Source organism: Micromonospora sp. NPDC005215, from assembly GCF_040607915.1.
Taxonomy (GTDB): Bacteria; Actinomycetota; Actinomycetes; order Mycobacteriales; family Micromonosporaceae; genus Micromonospora.
In genome coordinates, this window is the sequence record NZ_JBEXHQ010000001.1 from 244,884 (window position 1) to 262,709 (window position 17,826).

At 71.8% G+C, this 17,826-nt stretch carries 17 protein-coding genes; 7 read left to right on the plus strand and 10 right to left on the minus strand.

Translation table 11 applies throughout. The features are described 5' to 3' along the window. Positions 1 to 162 precede the first annotated feature (162 nt). Positions 163 to 975: a helix-turn-helix domain-containing protein gene (locus ABZU25_RS01190; protein ID WP_355027290.1), complete on the plus strand. Its 813-nt coding sequence runs from the start codon at positions 163 to 165 to the stop codon at positions 973 to 975. Between the two features lie 36 nt (positions 976 to 1,011). Here ABZU25_RS01190 and ABZU25_RS01195 read toward each other — a convergent pair whose 3' ends face one another. The 4 genes from ABZU25_RS01195 to ABZU25_RS01210 all read right to left on the minus strand — a co-directional run bounded on the left by ABZU25_RS01195 (position 1,012) and on the right by ABZU25_RS01210 (position 5,017). Further along, positions 1,012 to 1,521, minus strand: a complete 510-nt coding sequence (locus ABZU25_RS01195) for a hypothetical protein (protein WP_355027291.1) — start codon at positions 1,519 to 1,521, stop codon at positions 1,012 to 1,014. A 97-nt stretch (positions 1,522 to 1,618) separates the two neighbouring features. Beyond that, a complete protein-coding gene (locus ABZU25_RS01200; RefSeq protein ID WP_355027292.1) occupies positions 1,619 to 2,902 on the minus strand; it encodes an MFS transporter in 1,284 nt (427 codons plus the stop codon). Between the two features lie 71 nt (positions 2,903 to 2,973). Further along, the gene (locus ABZU25_RS01205) at positions 2,974 to 3,423 is read right to left on the minus strand and encodes a MarR family transcriptional regulator (protein WP_355027293.1); all 450 of its coding nucleotides are present in this window, start codon (positions 3,421 to 3,423) and stop codon (positions 2,974 to 2,976) included. Between the two features lie 115 nt (positions 3,424 to 3,538). Then, complete coding sequence (locus tag ABZU25_RS01210; RefSeq protein WP_355027452.1) at positions 3,539 to 5,017, minus strand: NCS2 family permease; 1,479 nt, start codon at positions 5,015 to 5,017, stop codon at positions 3,539 to 3,541. 88 nt (positions 5,018 to 5,105) lie between these two features. Between ABZU25_RS01210 and ABZU25_RS01215 the strand changes: the two genes are divergently transcribed. Next, positions 5,106 to 5,351 carry a DUF2530 domain-containing protein gene (locus ABZU25_RS01215; protein WP_355027294.1) on the plus strand — a complete coding sequence of 82 codons (246 nt, stop codon included), beginning with the start codon at positions 5,106 to 5,108 and terminating at the stop codon, positions 5,349 to 5,351. Positions 5,352 to 5,388: 37 nt separating this feature from the next. On the opposite strand, the gene ABZU25_RS01220 is transcribed toward ABZU25_RS01215, so the two are convergent. Further along, positions 5,389 to 6,210 (minus strand): DUF3027 domain-containing protein, encoded by an 822-nt coding sequence (locus tag ABZU25_RS01220; protein ID WP_355027295.1) that lies wholly within the window; start codon positions 6,208 to 6,210, stop codon positions 5,389 to 5,391. Positions 6,211 to 6,316: 106 nt separating this feature from the next. Between ABZU25_RS01220 and ABZU25_RS01225 the strand changes: the two genes are divergently transcribed. Beyond that, positions 6,317 to 7,918, plus strand: coding sequence for an MFS transporter (locus ABZU25_RS01225; protein ID WP_355027296.1), 1,602 nt, complete (start codon positions 6,317 to 6,319; stop codon positions 7,916 to 7,918). Then, on the plus strand, positions 7,915 to 8,598 hold the full coding sequence (locus ABZU25_RS01230) for a futalosine hydrolase (RefSeq protein ID WP_355027297.1): 684 nt from the start codon (positions 7,915 to 7,917) through the stop codon (positions 8,596 to 8,598). Before ABZU25_RS01225 ends, ABZU25_RS01230 begins: the two co-directional genes overlap by 4 nt. Here ABZU25_RS01230 and ABZU25_RS01235 read toward each other — a convergent pair. Beyond that, the gene (locus ABZU25_RS01235) at positions 8,567 to 9,412 is read right to left on the minus strand and encodes a helix-turn-helix domain-containing protein (protein WP_355027298.1); all 846 of its coding nucleotides are present in this window, start codon (positions 9,410 to 9,412) and stop codon (positions 8,567 to 8,569) included. The genes ABZU25_RS01230 and ABZU25_RS01235 overlap by 32 nt on opposite strands. A gap of 818 nt (positions 9,413 to 10,230) precedes the next feature. On the opposite strand from ABZU25_RS01235, the gene ABZU25_RS01240 reads away from it, so the two are divergent. Beyond that, positions 10,231 to 11,079, plus strand: a complete 849-nt coding sequence (locus ABZU25_RS01240) for a 1,4-dihydroxy-6-naphthoate synthase (RefSeq protein ID WP_355027299.1) — start codon at positions 10,231 to 10,233, stop codon at positions 11,077 to 11,079. On the opposite strand, the gene ABZU25_RS01245 is transcribed toward ABZU25_RS01240, so the two are convergent. Together ABZU25_RS01245 and ABZU25_RS01250 are read right to left on the minus strand one after the other, a co-directional pair. Further along, positions 11,040 to 11,426, minus strand: a complete 387-nt coding sequence (locus ABZU25_RS01245; RefSeq protein ID WP_030329652.1) for a cold shock domain-containing protein — start codon at positions 11,424 to 11,426, stop codon at positions 11,040 to 11,042. The two genes, ABZU25_RS01240 and ABZU25_RS01245, sit on opposite strands and share 40 nt — an antisense overlap. A gap of 27 nt (positions 11,427 to 11,453) precedes the next feature. Continuing rightward, positions 11,454 to 12,077 carry an HAD hydrolase-like protein gene (locus tag ABZU25_RS01250; protein ID WP_355027300.1) on the minus strand — a complete coding sequence of 208 codons (624 nt, stop codon included), beginning with the start codon at positions 12,075 to 12,077 and terminating at the stop codon, positions 11,454 to 11,456. A gap of 84 nt (positions 12,078 to 12,161) precedes the next feature. Between ABZU25_RS01250 and ABZU25_RS01255 the strand changes: the two genes are divergently transcribed. Next, positions 12,162 to 14,648, plus strand: a complete 2,487-nt coding sequence (locus ABZU25_RS01255) for a helicase-associated domain-containing protein (RefSeq protein ID WP_355027301.1) — start codon at positions 12,162 to 12,164, stop codon at positions 14,646 to 14,648. Positions 14,649 to 14,666: 18 nt separating this feature from the next. Here the strand turns inward: ABZU25_RS01255 and ABZU25_RS01260 are convergent, their stop codons facing one another. Beyond that, positions 14,667 to 14,903 carry a hypothetical protein gene (locus tag ABZU25_RS01260; RefSeq protein ID WP_355027302.1) on the minus strand — a complete coding sequence of 79 codons (237 nt, stop codon included), beginning with the start codon at positions 14,901 to 14,903 and terminating at the stop codon, positions 14,667 to 14,669. Positions 14,904 to 15,000: 97 nt separating this feature from the next. Beyond that, the gene (locus tag ABZU25_RS01265; protein WP_355027303.1) at positions 15,001 to 15,888 is read right to left on the minus strand and encodes a L,D-transpeptidase family protein; all 888 of its coding nucleotides are present in this window, start codon (positions 15,886 to 15,888) and stop codon (positions 15,001 to 15,003) included. 176 nt (positions 15,889 to 16,064) lie between these two features. Here ABZU25_RS01265 and ABZU25_RS01270 point away from each other — a divergent pair, with 176 nt between their 5' ends. Continuing rightward, entirely contained in the window at positions 16,065 to 17,744 is a 1,680-nt protein-coding gene (locus ABZU25_RS01270; RefSeq protein ID WP_355027304.1) for a DNA repair helicase XPB, read from the plus strand. The last annotated feature ends 82 nt before the right edge of the window (positions 17,745 to 17,826 follow it).

Genomic DNA, 17,826 nt, shown 5'->3' on the forward strand with positions numbered 1-17,826 from the left:
GTTGCGTCCAAGACGCACTTTCCCAGCTCAACACATAGATATCATTGCAACAGGATGTCGCCTAACGCAACGATCACCGTCGCGGCTGTTGCAATGGGTAAGAAGTGAACGCTATGGTGAAGGGGCCACGAGGTCGCCACGACGGATCACCAGGGAGATCAGATGCCAGGAGGCCGGCTCACCCAGCAGGAACGCCAGCAGATTGCGCTGGGGCTTGTCGACAGCCTCCCCTACGCGGAGATCGCCCGACGTCTCGACCGACCCACCTCGACGATCACCCGCGAGGTGATGCGCAACGGCGGCCCCATGGGTTACCGCGCCGACCTGGCCCACCGCGCCACCGAACGCCGCGCCCACCGGCGCAGGCCAGCCTCGTCCCGTCCGACGGAATCGGTCCTCCCGCAGCACGGACGCGACGCCGAGGCCGTTGCCGAATACGAGGAGACGTTCACCACCGTCCTCATGGCGTCGGGTCTGACCAAGATGGCGGCCCGCGTGTTGACCTGCCTCTTCACCACCGACGCGGGCAGCCTCACCGCGTCCGAGCTCACCCAGCGCCTCCAGGTCAGCCCCGCGTCCATCTCCAAGGCGATCACCTTCCTGGAGGGCCAGAGCCTGGTCCGCCGCGAACGCGACGAACGCCGCCGCGACCGCTACGTCGTCGACAACGAGCTCTTCTACCAGGCCACGATCGCCGGCGCCCGGTCCAACGACCAGCTCGTCGCCATCGCACGGCAGGGCGTCTCCCTGCTCGGCCCGGACACCCCCGCCGCGGCCCGCCTGGAGAACATCGCCCGCTTCCTCGACTTCATCAGCGAGAGCATCATCCGCGCTGCCGAACAGGCCCGCGAAGTCCTCCACATCAGATCCGCGGCGGCCGCCGCCCAACCGATCCCGGACCAGGGACAGGCGCCCACGGAGGTCGTCCCGCCGACGGCACCGGGTCAGAGCGGCCAGGCGGCGAGCCGGTCGTAGCGCGGGTAGACCGCGACGAAGAGGCGCAACCGTCGCTCAGCGGTGCCGTTGCCGGTGCCCGGCCCTCGCCGCCGGCAGGGTCAGGCCGGCAGCGTGCAGCACCCCCTCCACCCGGACCCGCTCGATCTCCTGGTCGACGCCCGCCAACTCGGCGAGGTGTTCGGTGATGCCGAGAGCGCGGCAGGCCAGCCGGAGCCGGTCGTCGTACGCCTGCAGGAGCGCTGCATGCCAGACCATCGACCGACCGGTGCCGCCGAGCCGCTGCCCGCCGAGGCGGCGCAGGTCGGCGGCGAGCTGCTCCAGGGGTCGACGGTCGGCCCGGTCGAACCCGCTGAGGTCGATGTCGCGGGTCAACGCGTCGGCCTCGACGGCCCGGTCCAGACGGGCGATGGTGCGCTTCTCCCGTCTACGCTCCCGCCATTCGGACCAGCCGCAGACGACCCGGTCGAGGATCTCGTCATAGCAGAAGAGCAGGGCGAATGCTGCCGGAAGGCTGGCGACGGCAAGGAACGCCAGGGCCAGCATCAGCGCGCTTCCGACTCCCACATATCGACGCTAAGCCCCGTCGTGCCGGCCCGCCAGCGATTTGGCCGCATCCGCACGATCCGCTCAACGCGACGCGGCCCGAGCGCCGGGTCAAACCTCAGCAGTCGGTGGAGGTCACGTAGAAGCGGGGCATCGGGAGCACCCGGAAACGCAGCCGGGCACCGGAGTGGCGTAGCTGCCAGGTGAGGGCGATCACCGCGGCGGCCAGCGAGATGAGCCCGCCCATCCAGATGCTGGCTCCGGCACCGTAGTGCTCCGCGACCCAGCCGATCAGCGGCGCGCCGACCGGGTTGGTGCCCAGGAACACCAGCACCCACAGGGCCATCACCCGCCCCCGGAAGGCTGCGTCGACGCCCATCTGGATCCGCTGGTTGGCGGCTTGGGCGAAGAAGACCATGCAGAAGCCGGTCGGCACCAGCAGCACCACGACCAGCCAGTACGCCGACGCGAGGCCGACCAGGGTGCCAAAGCTGGCACAGGCGATCGCGGCGCCGAGCACCAGCCAGACCGACGGGCGGCTACGCCGGCCGGTGCCGCTGAGTGCGCCGCCGAGAGCGCCGACGGCCAGCGCCGTGCTGAACAGGCCGAAGGACGCCGCACCGGTGTGGAAGACCGTCTTCGCCAACGCGGCCAGGGTGAGCTGGAAGTTGAACAGTGACATGCCGATCACCGACATGATCGCCATCGGCAGCAGCAGGTCGGGGCGGCGCCACACGTACCGCAGGCCGTCGACGACCCGGGCGGACGCCCGTTCGTCGCGCGGCAGCAGGGCGTCGCGCTGCAGCTCGGCCGTCCGCATCCGGACGACGTTGACCAGGGGCGCGATGGAGCTGACGGCGGTGAAGAGGAAGACCGGGCCGACGTCGAACGCGGCGATGGCCAGGCCGGCGACGGCCGGACCTACGATCCGGGCCGAGTTGAACACGGCGGCGTTCAGCGACAGCGCGTTGGGCAGCAGGGGCGTGCCGACGAGCTCGGAGACGAACGCCTGGCGGACCGGGGTCTCCACGGCGTTGGCCGTGCCGAGCAGGGCCGCGAAGGCGAAGACGTGCCAGAGCTGCACCAGGTCGGTGAGGACCAGCAGGGACATGCCGAGCGCCAGCACGCTCCAGAAGGCGTTGGCGGCGAAGAGCAGCACCCGCTTGTCGTACCGGTCGGCCAGCCGGCCGGAGAGCAGGGTGAGCAGGAGCACCGGAGTGAACTGGCAGGCGGTGACCACGCCGAGCGCGGTGGCCGAATTGTTGGAGAGGTCGAGGACGAGCCAGTCCTGGGCGATGAACATCATCCAGACGCCGATCAGCTTGATCAGCTGCCCGGATGCGAAAAGGCGGTAGTTGCGAACCTGTAGGGACTGGAACATCGTGCTCAGCTTGGCCTGCACTCTTGGTGCGCCTCCTTGGACGTACGCGTCATCGACAGGTGACGGCACGGCCCGGTGGGGCTGGGTGCGGCTCAGGCGCGAGCGAGCTGCTGAAGAATCTCGGCGGCCCTCTGCAGGGTCTCCCGTTCGTCCTCGTCGAGCGCGGCCAGCCGGTGGGCCAGCCACTCGTCGCGGGCCCGCTCGAACTGGTCGAGCACGGCGTGCCCTCCCTCGGTCGCCGCGAGGATGACCTGCCGGCCGTCGGTCGGATGGGGTGTCCGCCGCACGAGGCCGCGGTCCTCCAACTTCCCGACGATCTTGGTCATCGTCGGTGGCTGCACCCGCTCGATGTCGGCCAGTTCCCGAGGGGTCATCGTGCCCGCCAGCCGCAGGCTGGTGAGCGCGGAGACCTGGGTGACCGTGAGGTCGCCGACCGGTCGGGCCTGGCGGACCCGCCGGTTGAGTCGAGTTATCGCATCACGCAACTGGGGGGCCAGCTGCGCCGGTGGCACGCGTTTCGCCGTCACCGTCCGCTCCGTCACAGTAGTTAGCTTAACTAATGAGCATGGCTAACGACATTGGTTATGACCAGGCTCACGAGGACGTTAACGCTGCTCCGGGCGGGGAATCCGGTTCGACTCCCCGCCCGGACGTGCGTCAGAGCACCAGCGACTCGATGGGCCCACGCAGGAAGTACAGCACGAACAGCGCGGCCACCCCGTACAGCAACGGGTGGACCTCCCGGGCCTTACCCCGCGCCACCTTGAGCACCACGAAGGTGATCAGGCCGGCACCGATCCCGTTGGAGATGGAGTAGGTGAACGGCATCAGCACGATCGTGAGGAACGCCGGGATGGCGATCTCGTAGTCCGACCAGTCGATCGTCCGGACCGCTGTCATCATCAGGAAACCGACAACCACCAGGGCCGTCGAGGCCGCCTCGAACGGCACGATCACCACCAGCGGCGCGAGGAACATCGCCAGCAGGAAAAGCACCCCGGTGACCAGGTTGGCCACGCCGGTCCGGGCGCCCTCCGCGACACCGGCAGCACTCTCGATGTACGACGTGTTGCTGGAGGTGCTGGCCGCACCGCCGGCCGCCGCGGCGATCGAGTCGACGAGCAGGATCTCCTTGGCCCGCGGCGGAGTGCCCTGCTCGTCGAGCAGGCCGCCTTCCTGGCCCACCGCCACCATCGTGCCCATGGTGTCGAAGAAGTCGGTGATCAGCAGCGTGAAGACGAACATCAGCACGACCACCCAGCCGGCCCGCCCCCACGAGTCGAGCACGTTGAACTTGCCGAGCAGCGACAGGTCCGGCAGGTCGACCACCGTCTTCGGCAACTCCGGCACGTTCAGCGCCCAGCCCTTCGGGTTGGGCTTCCCGTCCACGAACGACGGGCCGATGTTGCCGACCGCCTCCACGATCACCGCCAGCACGGTGGAGGCGAGGATGCCGATCAGGATCGCGCCCTTCACCCGGCGCACCACGAGCACCAGGGTGATCAGCAGGCCCACCACGAAGACCAGCAGCGGCCAGCTCGCCAGCTTGCCGCCGATGCCCAGGCCGACCGGGACGGTGGTGTTGGCGTCGTCCGGGAGCCGCCGGACGAAACCGGCGTCCACCAGACCGATGATGGTCAGGAACAGACCGATACCCACCCCGATCGCGGTCTTCAGCTGCGTCGGCACCGAGCGGAACACCGCGGTCCGCAGACCGGTCAACACCAGCACCGCGATGATCACACCTTCGATCACCACCAGGCCCATCGCGTCCGCCCAGGTCATCTCCGGAGCGATCTCGTACGCGACAAGCGCGTTGACACCCAGACCGGCGGCGAGCGCCAGCGGGAATCGGCCGACCACACCCATCAGGATCGTCATCAGGCCGGCGACCAACGCGGTAGCGGCAGCCAGCGCGGGAATCGGCAGGGTCTTGCCGTCAGCGTCGACGGCACCACCCAGAATCAGGGGGTTGAGCACCACGATGTACGCCATCGTGAAGAAGGTCGCCAGGCCGCCGCGTACCTCACGACCCATCGTCGAGCCACGGGCGGAGATCTCAAAGAACCGGTCGAAGCCGTTACGCGGGTGAGCGGGGTTGGGAGGTGTGCCGGTCTCGGGCGGCGCTACTGCCATCAGGTCCTCGCAGGTGATCTTCCGGTTGTCGCGCGCATCGTCCCAGATCACGAGCGGGCAGGGGAAGTGGATCGCGTACGCTTGCCGAATGCCGACCGAGCAGCCACCGCGGCCCGCACCACTGGACCCGCCGATGGTGCCGTTCGCTCTCGCCGGCTTGGCCGCCTGGGCGGTTGCCGGGCTGGTCCTGCTGATCTTCTTCCGGGGCTGGCTGACCGACCACCATCACCAGAACTGGCTCTGGACCTGCCTCGCCGGTTTCCTGTGGGGCTTCCCCGGCCTCGCCGTGATGCTGCGGCACGACGCCAACCGCCGCCGCCGCCGCGCAAGCTGACCTGGTCACCGCACCCGGGCCACCCCGGCGCGAACGGTCAGGAGTGCCCGTACGGCTCCGCCGGCTCGGCCACGTCCACCGAGCCCGGGGCGCGACTGACCGACATGGCCTCCACCGCGCTGTCGTCGTACACCGTCGGTAGCTCTTCGACAGCGGTCTCGGCCACCTCGATCAGCGTCTCGGAGTGCGCGCCGCAACCGTGATCGGCACTCACCACCCGGCCGTCGTCGGGCGCGTAGAAGTTGCCACAGGCCCCGAACGCCTGCCGCATAGCACCCGCCAGCGGCAGGTAGAACCCGCAGGTGCCGCAACGGGCAACTGCCGGTGCGGCGGTGGAGATGGGCGCGGCGGGGCCGTGGTCGCCGTCATACCAGCGCTGCGCCGCCTCGATGCGGCCCTCGCGGGAGAGCACGCGCGCCCGACCGAGGCCCAGCTCCCACGCGGTCTCCTCGACCGCCGGGTCGTCGGAGAGCAGGTAACCGGGGGCCAGCCGGTCGTCGTCCGGCGAGGTCGGCAGCAGATCGCCCGGACCCAGATCACCCGGCTTGAGCCGCTCCTGCCAGGGCAGCCAGCCGGGTGCCATCAGCGCGTCCGGGCCGGGCAGCAACACCGTCTCGCAGATGGTCACCGTCTTGCTGCGCGACACCCGGGTGACGGTGACCGCCCACCGCCAGCCGCGATAGCCGCCGAGGAGGCACTCGAAGTAGTGGGTGACCAGGCGTTCGCCCTCGGCCACGACCTGCAGGTGGTCGCCGACATCGTCGGCGTCGACCTCGGTGATGCCGGCGCGGGCCACCTCGACGGCGGCGGCGCAGACCTGGTCGAGACGGGCGGCACGGGTGGAGACAGGCCTGGTCACCTAACCATTGTTCCCCATGCGCCCCGCAGGGGTGACAGGGACTCCCGGGGAACCTTTCCCCGCGGTGGTGCGGCGTACCCGGATCAGATGGGCGAGGATGGTGCACATGCCGTCGTACTCCCGCTCCGGGCGATCCGTCCTCGGGCGAACCGTCGGCACCGGCATTCGCGCCATTCGCCTGCTGCTGCGTGGTTCGGTGGGCAGCGGCCGGTGGGTGACCCGGCGGGCCGGTCGGGCCCGCGCCCGGGGCGCCGGCGGCGAGGTCGGCATGGTTCGCCTGTTCGACCTGCACGCGGTCTCCTGCGCCGGTGACACGCTGATCGCCATCGGCCTGGCCGGGACGATCTTCTTCAACGTGCCGCTGGGCGAGGCCCGCAGTAAGGTCGCGCTCTACCTGCTGGTGACCATGGTGCCGTTCGCCATGCTCGCCCCGGTGGTGGGCCCGCTGTTGGACCACTTCCGGCACGGCCGGCGCTACGCCCTGGCCGCCACGATGCTCGGCCGCGCGTTCCTGGCCTGGTTGATCTCCGACTACATCCACGGCTTCGGGCTCTATCCGGCCGCGTTCGGGGTGCTCGCCCTGTCCCGGGCGTACGGTGTGGCCCGGTCCGCGGCAGTGCCCCGGTTGTTGCCGGAGGGGCTCGGCCTCTCCCAGGTGGGTGCCCGAGCCAGCGTCTACGGCACTGTCGCGGGCACGCTGGTGGCGCCGATCGGGTTGGCCGCGTTCTGGTTCGGCCCGCAGTGGCCGCTGCGCGTCGCGTCGGTGATCTTCCTGATCGGCATGGTGATCTCGCTGCGGTTGCCACCGAAGGCCGATTCGGAACCACCGGAGCGGGTCCCCCGGCCACTGCGGGCCCTGGGCCGCCGCCGGGGCGATCGGCCGCTGGGCCGAGGTCGTCCCGCGGGTCGCCTGGTGATCGCGTCGCTGATCGGTGCCGCGACGCTACGAGCGGTGTACGGCTTCCTGCTGCTCTTCCTCGCCTTCGCGATCAAGAAGGGCGACCTGACCACTGTCGCGTTCGGCCGGGATCTGGGCGCCGAGTGGGCGTTGGGTCTGGTCGGCGGGGCGCTCGCGGTCGGCACCTTCCTGGCCACCGCCGTCGGCACCCGGCTGCGCATCCACCGGCCGACCGCCATCCAGTCCAGCAGCATGATCATCGTGGCGGGAGTGGCGGTGCTCACCGTCATCCAGTTCTCGCTGGTGATGGTCGCCCTGCTCTGCCTGGTCGCGGCGTTGGTCAGCGGGATTTCGAAGCTGGCCGTGGACGCCTCCATCCAGGAGCGCATCCCGGAACGGCTGCGAGCGAGTTCCTTCGCCCACTCGGAGACGGTGCTGATGCTCGCCTTCGTCGCCGGCGGCGGGCTCGGGCTGGTGCCGTTCGACGGCCGGATGGGCATCGCGGTGGCCGCCGGTGTGGGCATCCTGGCCGCGATCCGGGGTGTGCTGATCGCCGCCCGGCTGCGCGGCGAGAAGCTGGCCGGCCGACCGCTCGGCGACGACGAGCTGACCGAGGACGAGCCGGCGGACGAGCCCGGCGACTCCGCGCCCACCTCGCCGGCACCGGCGCAGAGCAGCTCCCCACCGTACGAAGGTCCGCGCCTGACCCCGCCGGGCTACCACATCTACCGGCCGTCTTCCGCCGTCGGCGGCCCGGGTGGCGGCGCCGACGAGGAGACCCGCCGCGAGTCCCCCGGCTCGCTCTCGTGACCGGTCTGCTGGTGGTGACGGCGGTGCCAGCCGAGGCGGACGCGGTCCGTTCCGGGCTGACCGACCCGACCGTGACCGTCGCCCCGGTCGGCGTGGGCCCGGCCGTCGCCGCTGCCGCCACCGCACGCCTGCTGGCGCTGGCCGAAGCCGCCGGGCGGCCGTACCGCGCGGTGGTCAGCGCCGGCGTGGCCGGCGGCTTCACCGGCCGGGCCGAGGTCGGCGACACGGTGCTCGGCACCGCCAGCATCGCCGCCGACCTGGGCGCCGAGTCACCTGACGGCTTCATCCCCGTCGACGAGTTGGGCATGCCACTCGCGCTGCTCGGCGCCGGCAGCGTGGTGCGGGCCGACCCGGTCCTGCTGGCGGCGCTGCGGGCCGCCCTCCCGGCCGCCACGGCTGGCCCGGTGCTCACGGTCAGCACGGTCACCGGCACCGCCGCCAGCACCGAAGAGCTGCGCCGCAGGCATCCGGAGGCGGTCGCCGAGGCCATGGAGGGGTACGGCGTGGCGGTCGCCGCAACACAGGCCGGGGTGCCCTTCGCCGAGCTACGCACCATCTCCAACCCGATCGGCCCTCGCGATCGCGACGCCTGGCGCCTGCGCGAAGCCCTCACCGCCCTCACCGCAGCGGCCCCAGCGCTTGCGCTGACTACGGCCGAGGAGCACGGACTTCGAGCGTGAGCTCCGACGGCCGACTCGCCTGTAGTTCGAACCCGCAGGCGAGCAGGAACTCGACGTTGCCCGACGAGGCAATCGCGTGGGTGGTCCCGATGCCAGCCGCTGCCATCTCCGTGGCGAGCATCCCGACCAGCTGACGCCCGATGCCTAGGGTCCGCAGGCCGGGAACAACGACAACGCCTTCCAACACCAACTCACGCCGGTCCCCCCAATCCTCGCCGAGGAAAAGATCCAAGCTCCGTTCGTGGGCCCTCAACTCGCCTACCAGCCCGGCCCCGGGCACCTCGGCAAGGAAGCGCCAGGCCGTTGCCGGCAGCCCTTCGGACGCCCGCCGAAACCGCACCTGGGCGCGGGCCTGGTCCCGCCGCCGTCGCTCGTCTCGCCGCGCTCGGTCCAGGTCGTAGGTCAACTCCGGGACACGCACCGGCCACAACCGCTGCGGAAGGGTGTACGAGTGCACCCACCAGGCCCCCGGCCAATCCTTGAGGGTCAGAACCTGACGGACGTCCAGGTGCGCCGGATATCGACGACCGGCCTCGTCCCGTAGCTCATCTTGTGGCTCATCTTGTGGCTCGCCGGCGACCGCCCGATGGGAAGGGTCGCCGGGCAGCCTGAGGGCGAGCTCCCCACCGACGGCACGGACAAGCTGCTCCACCGTCCGGAACGCCGGCCCAGCGCCATGCCCCGCCTCGATCCGAGCCAACGTGCTCTTCGGGATCCCGGCCCGCTCGGCCAGCTCGCGCTGGCTCAGATCGGCACGCCGACGCAGGTCGCGCAGAACCGCCCCCACGTCGATCGCACCCTTGTCGGCAGCCACCAGTCAATGGTTTTCCGCCAACCTCCCGCCGTCAACGGCGCCCGTCCACCTGTGGAAAACCCTGTGGATAGTGTCAGCGCGGCTGTGCACGAACCCTTTGTCAGTGCCTGTAGAGCTGCCCCACGAGTGGGGCGGGCTGACTGACGAAGTCCTGGGCAACGCGAAGCTCGACGGCCCACGACCATCGGCGCAGCAGCACCGCCGGGCCGCACCGCACCGCCGGCCCCACCGCAACCGCCGGGCCGCACCGCCGGGCCGCACCGCACCGCGCGCCGGCCCCACCGCAACCGCCGGGCCGCACCGCCGGGCCGCACCGCACCGCCGGGCCCCACCGCAACCGCCGGGCCGCACCGCCGGGCCGCACCGCACCGCCGGGCCCCACCGCAACCGCCGGGCCGCAGAGCCAGACCGCGCCCCAGATGTGGGGCAGCTCTACAGGGAGTTGAAGGGATCACCACAGCCCCACGTGGCTGGCACCCGGACTCGCACTTGGCATTGGCTGGCACCGCACCGCCGCACCGCCGCACCGCCACACCGCCACACCGCCGCACCGCCACACCGCCGCACCGCCGCACCGCCGCACCGCCGCACCGCCGCACCGCCGTGCCGCACCGCAACCGCCGGGCCGCAGCGCCGGGCCGCGCCCCAGATGTGGGGCAGCTCTACAGGGAGTTGAAGTGACCACCAAAGCCAACGCGGCTGGCACCCGGACTGGCACGTGGCGTTGGCTGCGCGGGCAGACGGCGGCGAGTGCCCGACAGGTCACAGGCACCGCACCGCGCCGACCGGACGCGCGGGGACGGGGCTAACGTGGGGGCGTGGCGCTCTCTCTGGCGATCTCGCCCTGCCCCAACGACACGTTCGTCTTCCACGCCCTGGTGCACGGGCGGGTGCCCGGCGCACCGCCGGTCCAGGTGACGTACGCCGACGTGGACGTCACCAACACGGCGGCCGAGCGAGGCGCGTTCGACCTGGTGAAGGTGAGCTTCGCGGCGCTGCCCTGGCTGCTCGACGACTACCACCTGCTGCCCTGCGGTGGCGCGCTCGGTCGCGGCTGCGGCCCGCTGGTGCTCACCCGCAGCGATCGTGACGGCGGGCCGGACCGCACCGACCTGACCGGTGCCACGGTGGCGGTGCCGGGCGACCGGACCACCGCGTACCTGCTGTTCCGGCTCTGGTCGGCCGGACGGCCGCCGGCCCGGATCGAAGTGGTCCCGTTCCACGAGATCATGCCGGGCGTCGCGGCAGGCCGCTACGACGCCGGGTTGGTCATCCACGAGGCCCGGTTCACCTACCACCGGCACGGCCTGACTGCCCTCGTCGACCTCGGCGAGTGGTGGGAGGCCGACACCGGGCTGCCCATTCCCCTCGGCGCGATCCTGGCCCGACGCGGCGCGGTGGACCCGGAGGCCGCGGCCGGCTGGGTCCGCGAGTCGGTCCGGCAGGCCTGGGCGGACCCGGCGGCCAGCCGGGAGTACGTGCTGACGCACGCCCAGGAGATGGAACTCGACGTGGTGGACCGGCACATCGCCCTCTACGTCAACGAGTTCACCGCGGACCTGGGCGAGGCCGGCTTCGCCGCGGTGGCGGCACTGCTCGATCGAGCCGCCACCGCCGGCCTGGTGCCTCAGACCTCCAGCTCGCGGGCCACCGCGTGGACCAGCTGAGCGATCTTCTGCGCCGCCTTCCTGTCCGGGTACCGCCCCCGGCGCAGGTCCGGCTGGACCTTCGCCTCCAGCACCTTGATCATGTCCTCGACGAGGCCGTGCAGCTCCTCGGCCGGCCGACGGCGCAACTCCGCCATCGACGGCGGCGCGTCCAGCAGCTTGACTCCCATGGCCTGCGCACCCCGGCGACTGTCAACCACGCTGAAATCGACCCGCTGGCCACCCTTGAGGTCGGTGACACCCGCCGGCAGCGCACCCTTGGGCAGGAACACGTCGCCGCCCTCGTCACTGGTGACGAAGCCATATCCCTTGGCCGTGTCGTACCACTTCACTCGACCCGTAGGCACCTGAAAACCCCTGCTTCACTTGAGCCGCTACTGCTCCAAGGCTAGCTGGATCATGCCGTCGAGCGCCGCCGGGAATTCGGTGAGATCGTCCAGCACCACATCCGCCCCGGCCGCGCGCAGCTCATCGCGGGAGCACGGGCCGGTCGCGACAGCGATGCCGGGCACCCCGGCGGTCGCCGCCGCCACCATGTCCGCGACGTGATCGCCGACGTAGTGGGTCGCGTCATGCTCCCGTAGGGCCGTCGCCTTCTGCTCGGCGAACAGGTCACCGGCCAACTCGTCGACCGTGAGGCCGAGGTGGTCCAGGTGCAGCCGGGCCAACCGGCCGATCTTGGACGTGACGACCAGCACCCGGCCGCCCCGGGCGCGGATCGCGTCGATGGCCTCCCGCGCGCCCGGCAACAGGACAGACGGGGTGATCGCGTACGCCGGGTACAACTCGCGGTACACCCCCACGGCCGACTCGATCTGCTCGGGCGGGAACCAGTGCGCGATCTCGGTACGCAGCGGCGGCCCGAGCCGCGACACCGCCAGCTCGGCGTCCACTGGCACGCCGGTCCTCGCCGTCAGGGCCCGATAGGCCGCGGCGATGCCGGGGCGGGAATCCACCAGGGTCATGTCGAGGTCGAATCCGACGGTCAGTGCGGGCATGTCGAGAAACCTACCCGGCGACTCCCGGTCGGCCGGACGTCCAAGGGGCGCGAGAGCCCACTGCCGGGCTAGCGTGGAAAGACGATGACCACCTCACTCGCCGACCACCTGCGGTCGCTGCCCGACGAGTCACTGGCCGCGCTCCTCCAGCTGCGGCCCGACCTCGTCGTGCCCGTGCCAGCCGACATCTCCGCCCTGTCCATCCGGGCCCAGTCCCGGGTGTCGGTGGCCCGCGCGCTGGACGGGCTGGACCAGTTCACCCAACAGATCCTCGACGCCGCCCGCCTCACAAGGAACCCGGACGACGGCACCACGGCCACCGACACCGTGCTCGCGATGGCGACCGCGGGGCCGCACCCGCCCGCTCCGACGGCCGTCCGAGCCGCCGTGGGCCGGCTGCGCGCGCTTTTCCTGCTGTACGGCCCGGAGCACGCGCTGCACGTGGCGCCCGCCGTCGACGAAGTCGCCCCGTACCCCGCCGGGCTCGGCCGGCCAGCCGCGGAGCTGGACCCGCGCACGGCCGCGCTCTGCGCGGACCCGGCGAAACTACGACGGACGCTGCTCGCCGCCCCGCCCTCGGCCCGGGCGATCCTCGATCGGTTGGCGGCTGGCCCGCCGGTGGGCAGCGTGCCCCCGGGCGCCCTACAGGCACCGCCGCTCGGTGCGGAGGACCCGGTGCTCTCCGACCCGACCAACGGTGGCGCCCCGACCGGTTCCCCGGTGCGCTGGCTGGTCGACAACCGACTCCTGGTCCCCGTGACGACCGGCTCGTCGACGGCCAGCGGCACGGTGGAGCTGCCCCGTGAGGTCGGCCTGCTGCTGCGGCGCGACAGCGGACCGCTCGGACCCCTACGCACCAGCCCACCGCCGGTCGCCGCCGCGCCGCGTGAGCCGAAGGCGGTCGACTCGGCTGGCGCCGGACAGACGATGGAGGTGGTCCGACACACCGAAGGGCTGCTGGAGCAACTCGCCGACGAGCCCGCGCCGGTGCTCCGCTCGGGCGGCATCGGTGTGCGGGACCTGCGTCGGTTGGCCCGCACCGCCGGGCTGGACGAGCCGACCACGGCGCTGTTGCTTGAGGTGGCGTACGCGGCGGGGCTCGCGGGTGAGCTGGAGATGCCCGGCGCGACCACCAGCCGGTACGGGGCGGACCAGCAGGTGCTGCCGACCGGCGGGTACGAGGTGTGGCGGGCCGCCTCGCTGGCCCAGCGGTGGGAACAGCTCGCCCGAGCCTGGCTGACCATGAGCCGGCAGGTGGGGCTGGTCGGCCGCCGCGACGACCGGGACCGGCCCATCACCGCGCTCTCCGCCGAGGCCGAACGGGCCAGCGCGCCGGCCACCCGGCGGGCGGTCCTCGGTGTGCTCGCCGACCTGGAACCGGCGACCGCGCCCACCCCGCAGGAGGTGCAGGACCTGTTGGACTGGCGGGCGCCGCGGCGCAGCCGGGGCCGCGACGCCGCCCACCGGGAGGTGCTGGCCGAGGCGGCGCAGCTCGGCGTCACCGGGCTGGGGGCGCTCACCTCGTACGGTCGGCTGCTGCTTGGTGACCTGACGTCGGCCGACGAGCGGGGCGGCGGCGACCCGCTGGGCGTGCACGCCGACGTGGAGAGCGGTGACCCGTCCAGTGCCGCCCGAGCCCTGGACGCGCTGCTGCCCGCCCCGGTCGACCACTTCCTGGTGCAGGCCGACCTGACCGTGGTGGTGCCCGGCCCACCCGAACCGGCGCTCGCCGCCGAGTTGGAGGCGATGACCGAACTCGAATCGGCAGGTGGGGCCAGCGTGCACCGGGTCAGCACGGCGAGCGTGCGGCGTGCCCTGGATTCGGGCTACACGGCCGACGACCTGCACGACGTGTTCCGGCGACGGTCCCGTACCCCGGTGCCGCAGGGGCTCACCTACCTGGTGGACGACGTGGCCCGTAAGCACGGTGGGCTGCGGGTGGGGCTGGCCGGGGCGTACCTGCGCAGCGACGACGAGACTCTGATCAGTGAAGTGTTGGCCGACCGCCGGTTGGAGTCGCTGGCGCTGCGCCGGCTCGCGCCGACGGTGCTGTGTACGCCGTACCAGGTCGGTCGGTTGTTGGGCGCGCTGCGCGACGCCGGGTTCGCCCCGGTGCAGGAGGACGGCACCGGTAGCACCGTGCTGGCCCGGCCACGGATCCGGCGGGCCCCGGCCCGGGTGTCGATGATCAACCGGACCCTCGACCCGCTGGCCGCCCCGAAGCTGCCCATGCCCCGGCTGCTCGGGGTGGTGGAGCACATCCGGCGGGGTGACGCGGCGGCGCGGGCGGCCCGGCGGGCACCGGCTGTGGTGCGGGGCGGGGCGGCCGGGCTGGGCGGCGGCCCGGTGCCGGCGCACACGCACAGCGAGGCCCTGGCGGTGCTCCAACAGGCGGTCCGCGACAAGGCGCTGGTCTGGGTCGGTTACGTCGACGCACACGGGGCGACGGCGTCCCGGTTGGTGAAACCGGTCTCGATCGGCGCCGGTTACCTACGCGCGGAGGACGAACGGACCGAGATGCTGCACACGTTCGCGTTGCATCGGATCACCGCGGCGGTGGTGGCGGACTGAGCGGCGCCACCTCCGCGGTCAGCGGCGGCTGCGGCGTACGGTGCCGACCACCGAGATGACCAGCAGCAGCGCGAAGCCGGCGCCGGCGGACTCCCCGACCGAGTCGACGAAGCCCTGCCGCAGCACCAGCCAGCCGAAGAGGAACCACCCGACGAGGAGCGTCGCGGCGACGGCATAGGCGATCACGGTCGCGCGGGACACCTCGTCGGGTGGTGCTTGTTCCTGCTCTGGGATCACCTCACGGTCGACCGTCATGCCCAGCCTCCCCGCCCGGTCCGGCCCTGGCCTCCCAGCGTGACACTCGAAAGACCGGTCGGACAGGGGGTTACCGCCGTGATTCGCCAGGTGCCGGTCAGGTGCCGGGGCGGCGGCCGATCAGCACCACCCGGGTGCCGACCTTGCCCAGCTCCCACATCCGGACGGCGTCGGCGTGCAGCAGGTTGACGCAGCCGTGCGAGCCGATCGACTTGTCGTGCAGGTAGGTGGTGGTTTCGTGGAAGCCCATGCCCTGGGTGAAGTGTTGCCAGTACGGCAGCCACACCTCGTACGGGTCGGACCACTCCCTGGGGTTGCGGAAGTTGACGGTGAAGGTGCCGGCCGGGGTGCGGTAGCCGGCCATGCCGGTGCGGGTCACCGTCGGCGGCATGATCACCTTGCCGCCGCGGACCGCCCAGACGGTCTGCCGGGTCAGGTCCACGCAGAACGTGGTGCCCGTGCCGGCCTTGCACCGTGCCGGGTCGGTGGTGGCGAGGCGCTGGGCCACGTCGTACGTGGTCGGTCCGGCGCGACCCTCGACGGGGCGAATGCCGTACCTCTTCTGGAACTTCTTGATCGCGGCGCAGTCGGCGGCGGACTGCCGCCCGTCCACTGTCACCGCCCCGAACCCGCCCAGTCGGGCCAGGTAGGTCTCCACCTCGCGCTGGTGCTGCCCCTGGGGGCAACCGGCGACCGTCGGCGCACCGGTGCTGGTGGTCGGCTTCGGCGTCGCGCTGCGGGTGGGTTTCGGCGCCGGGGGCCGGGTCGCCTTCGGCGTCGGGGTGGGTCCGGCCGGTGTGGGCCGGCCGCGCTGGTCCGGGCCGGGCGTCGCGCTCGCCCCCGTTGCCTGTTCCGCCGCACCGGCCGGGGCGGCTCCCCCGCCACCACTCCCGCCGGACTGCGGATCGAACGCGCACGCACCGGCGCCGACCAGCACAACCACCACCAGGGCGACCAGTTGGGAGGTGATCCGGACCCGCTGCATGGAACCTCCCACTGGACGATCGTCCCTTTACTAGACGTTCGTGAGTGCCGTCACGGTTGCGGCCGCTGCGCATCTTTCTTTGCGGATCCCACATCGTGCAACACTGGATGGTCGGCCAGCGGCGGGTATGCGACCCGTCCCCCAGCCGGACGATCAACCGAGGAGAGGACGCTGGCGTGAGCGGTGGACCACTGATCGTGCAGTCGGACAAGACGCTGCTGCTGGAGATCGACCACCCCGACGCGCAGGCCTGCCGGATGGCGATCGCGCCGTTCGCCGAGCTGGAGCGCTCGCCGGAGCACGTACACACCTATCGGTTGACTCCGCTGGGCCTGTGGAACGCCCGGGCGGCGGGGCACGACGCGGAGGGTGTGGTCGACTCGCTGATCAAGTACTCCCGCTACCCGGTGCCGCACGCGCTGCTTGTGGACGTGGCCGACACGATGGACCGGTACGGCCGGCTCCAACTCGCCAACGACCCCGCGTACGGGTTGGTGCTGCGGGCACTGGACCGGCTCGTGCTGATCGAGGTGGCCAAGAGCAAGAAGCTCGCCGGGATGCTCGGCGACAAGATCGACGACGACACGATCCGGGTGCACCCGTCCGAGCGTGGCCGGCTCAAGCAGGCGCTGCTCAAGCTGGGCTGGCCGGCGGAGGACCTGGCCGGCTACGTGGACGGTGAGGCGCACCCGATCGAGCTGGCCGAGGCCGGCAAGGACGGGCGCAAGCCGTGGACGCTGCGGTCGTACCAACGGGAGGCTGTCGAGGCGTTCTGGGCCGGCGGGTCGGGTGTGGTGGTGCTGCCGTGCGGCGCCGGTAAGACCCTGGTCGGCGCGGCGGCGATGGCCGAGGCGAAGGCGACAACGCTGATCCTGGTCACCAACACCGTGGCGGGCCGGCAGTGGAAGCGGGAGCTGATCGCCCGCACGTCGCTGACCGAGGAGGAGATCGGGGAATACTCGGGCGAGCGCAAGGAGATCCGCCCGGTCACCATCGCCACGTACCAGGTGCTCACCGCGCGGCGCGGCGGCGCTTTCACCCACCTGGACCTGTTCGGGGCCCGCGACTGGGGCCTGGTCGTCTACGACGAGGTGCACCTGCTGCCCGCGCCGATCTTCCGGTTCACCGCGGACCTCCAGGCCCGCCGTCGGCTGGGCCTCACCGCGACGCTGGTACGCGAGGACGGCCGCGAGGGTGACGTGTTCAGCCTGATCGGCCCGAAGCGGTACGACGCGCCGTGGAAGGACATCGAGTCGCAGGGCTGGATCGCCCCGGCCGAGTGCACCGAGGTCCGGGTGACCCTGACCGACGCGGAGCGGATGTCGTACGCGACGGCGGAGGCGGAGGAGCGCTACCGGATGGCGGCGACCGCCCGCACCAAACTGCCGGTGGTCAAGGCGCTTGTCGACAGGCACCCGAACGACCAGGTGTTGGTGATCGGCGCGTACATCGACCAGTTGCACCAGCTCGGCGAGTACCTCGACGCGCCGATCATCCAGGGCTCGACCACCAACAAGGAGCGGGAGCGGCTGTTCGACGCGTTCCGCACCGGAGAGATCCGCACGCTGGTGATCTCCAAGGTGGGCAACTTCTCCATCGACCTGCCCGAGGCGGCGGTGGCGATCCAGGTGTCCGGGACGTTCGGGTCACGCCAGGAGGAGGCGCAACGGCTGGGTCGGGTGTTGCGCCCGAAGGCCGACGGCCGGCAGGCGCACTTCTACACTGTGGTGTCCCGGGACACGATCGACACCGAGTACGCGGCGCACCGGCAGCGCTTCCTCGCCGAGCAGGGGTACGCGTACACGATCGTTGACGCCGACGACGTCCTCGGCCCGTCCCTGCCGTCCTTCGACTGAGGTTCTTCGCCCGGCGCCCTGCGGTGGGCGTCGCTCGATGCGAAATGGGCCGCCCCCGCCGGGGCGGCCCACCCGCGTCATC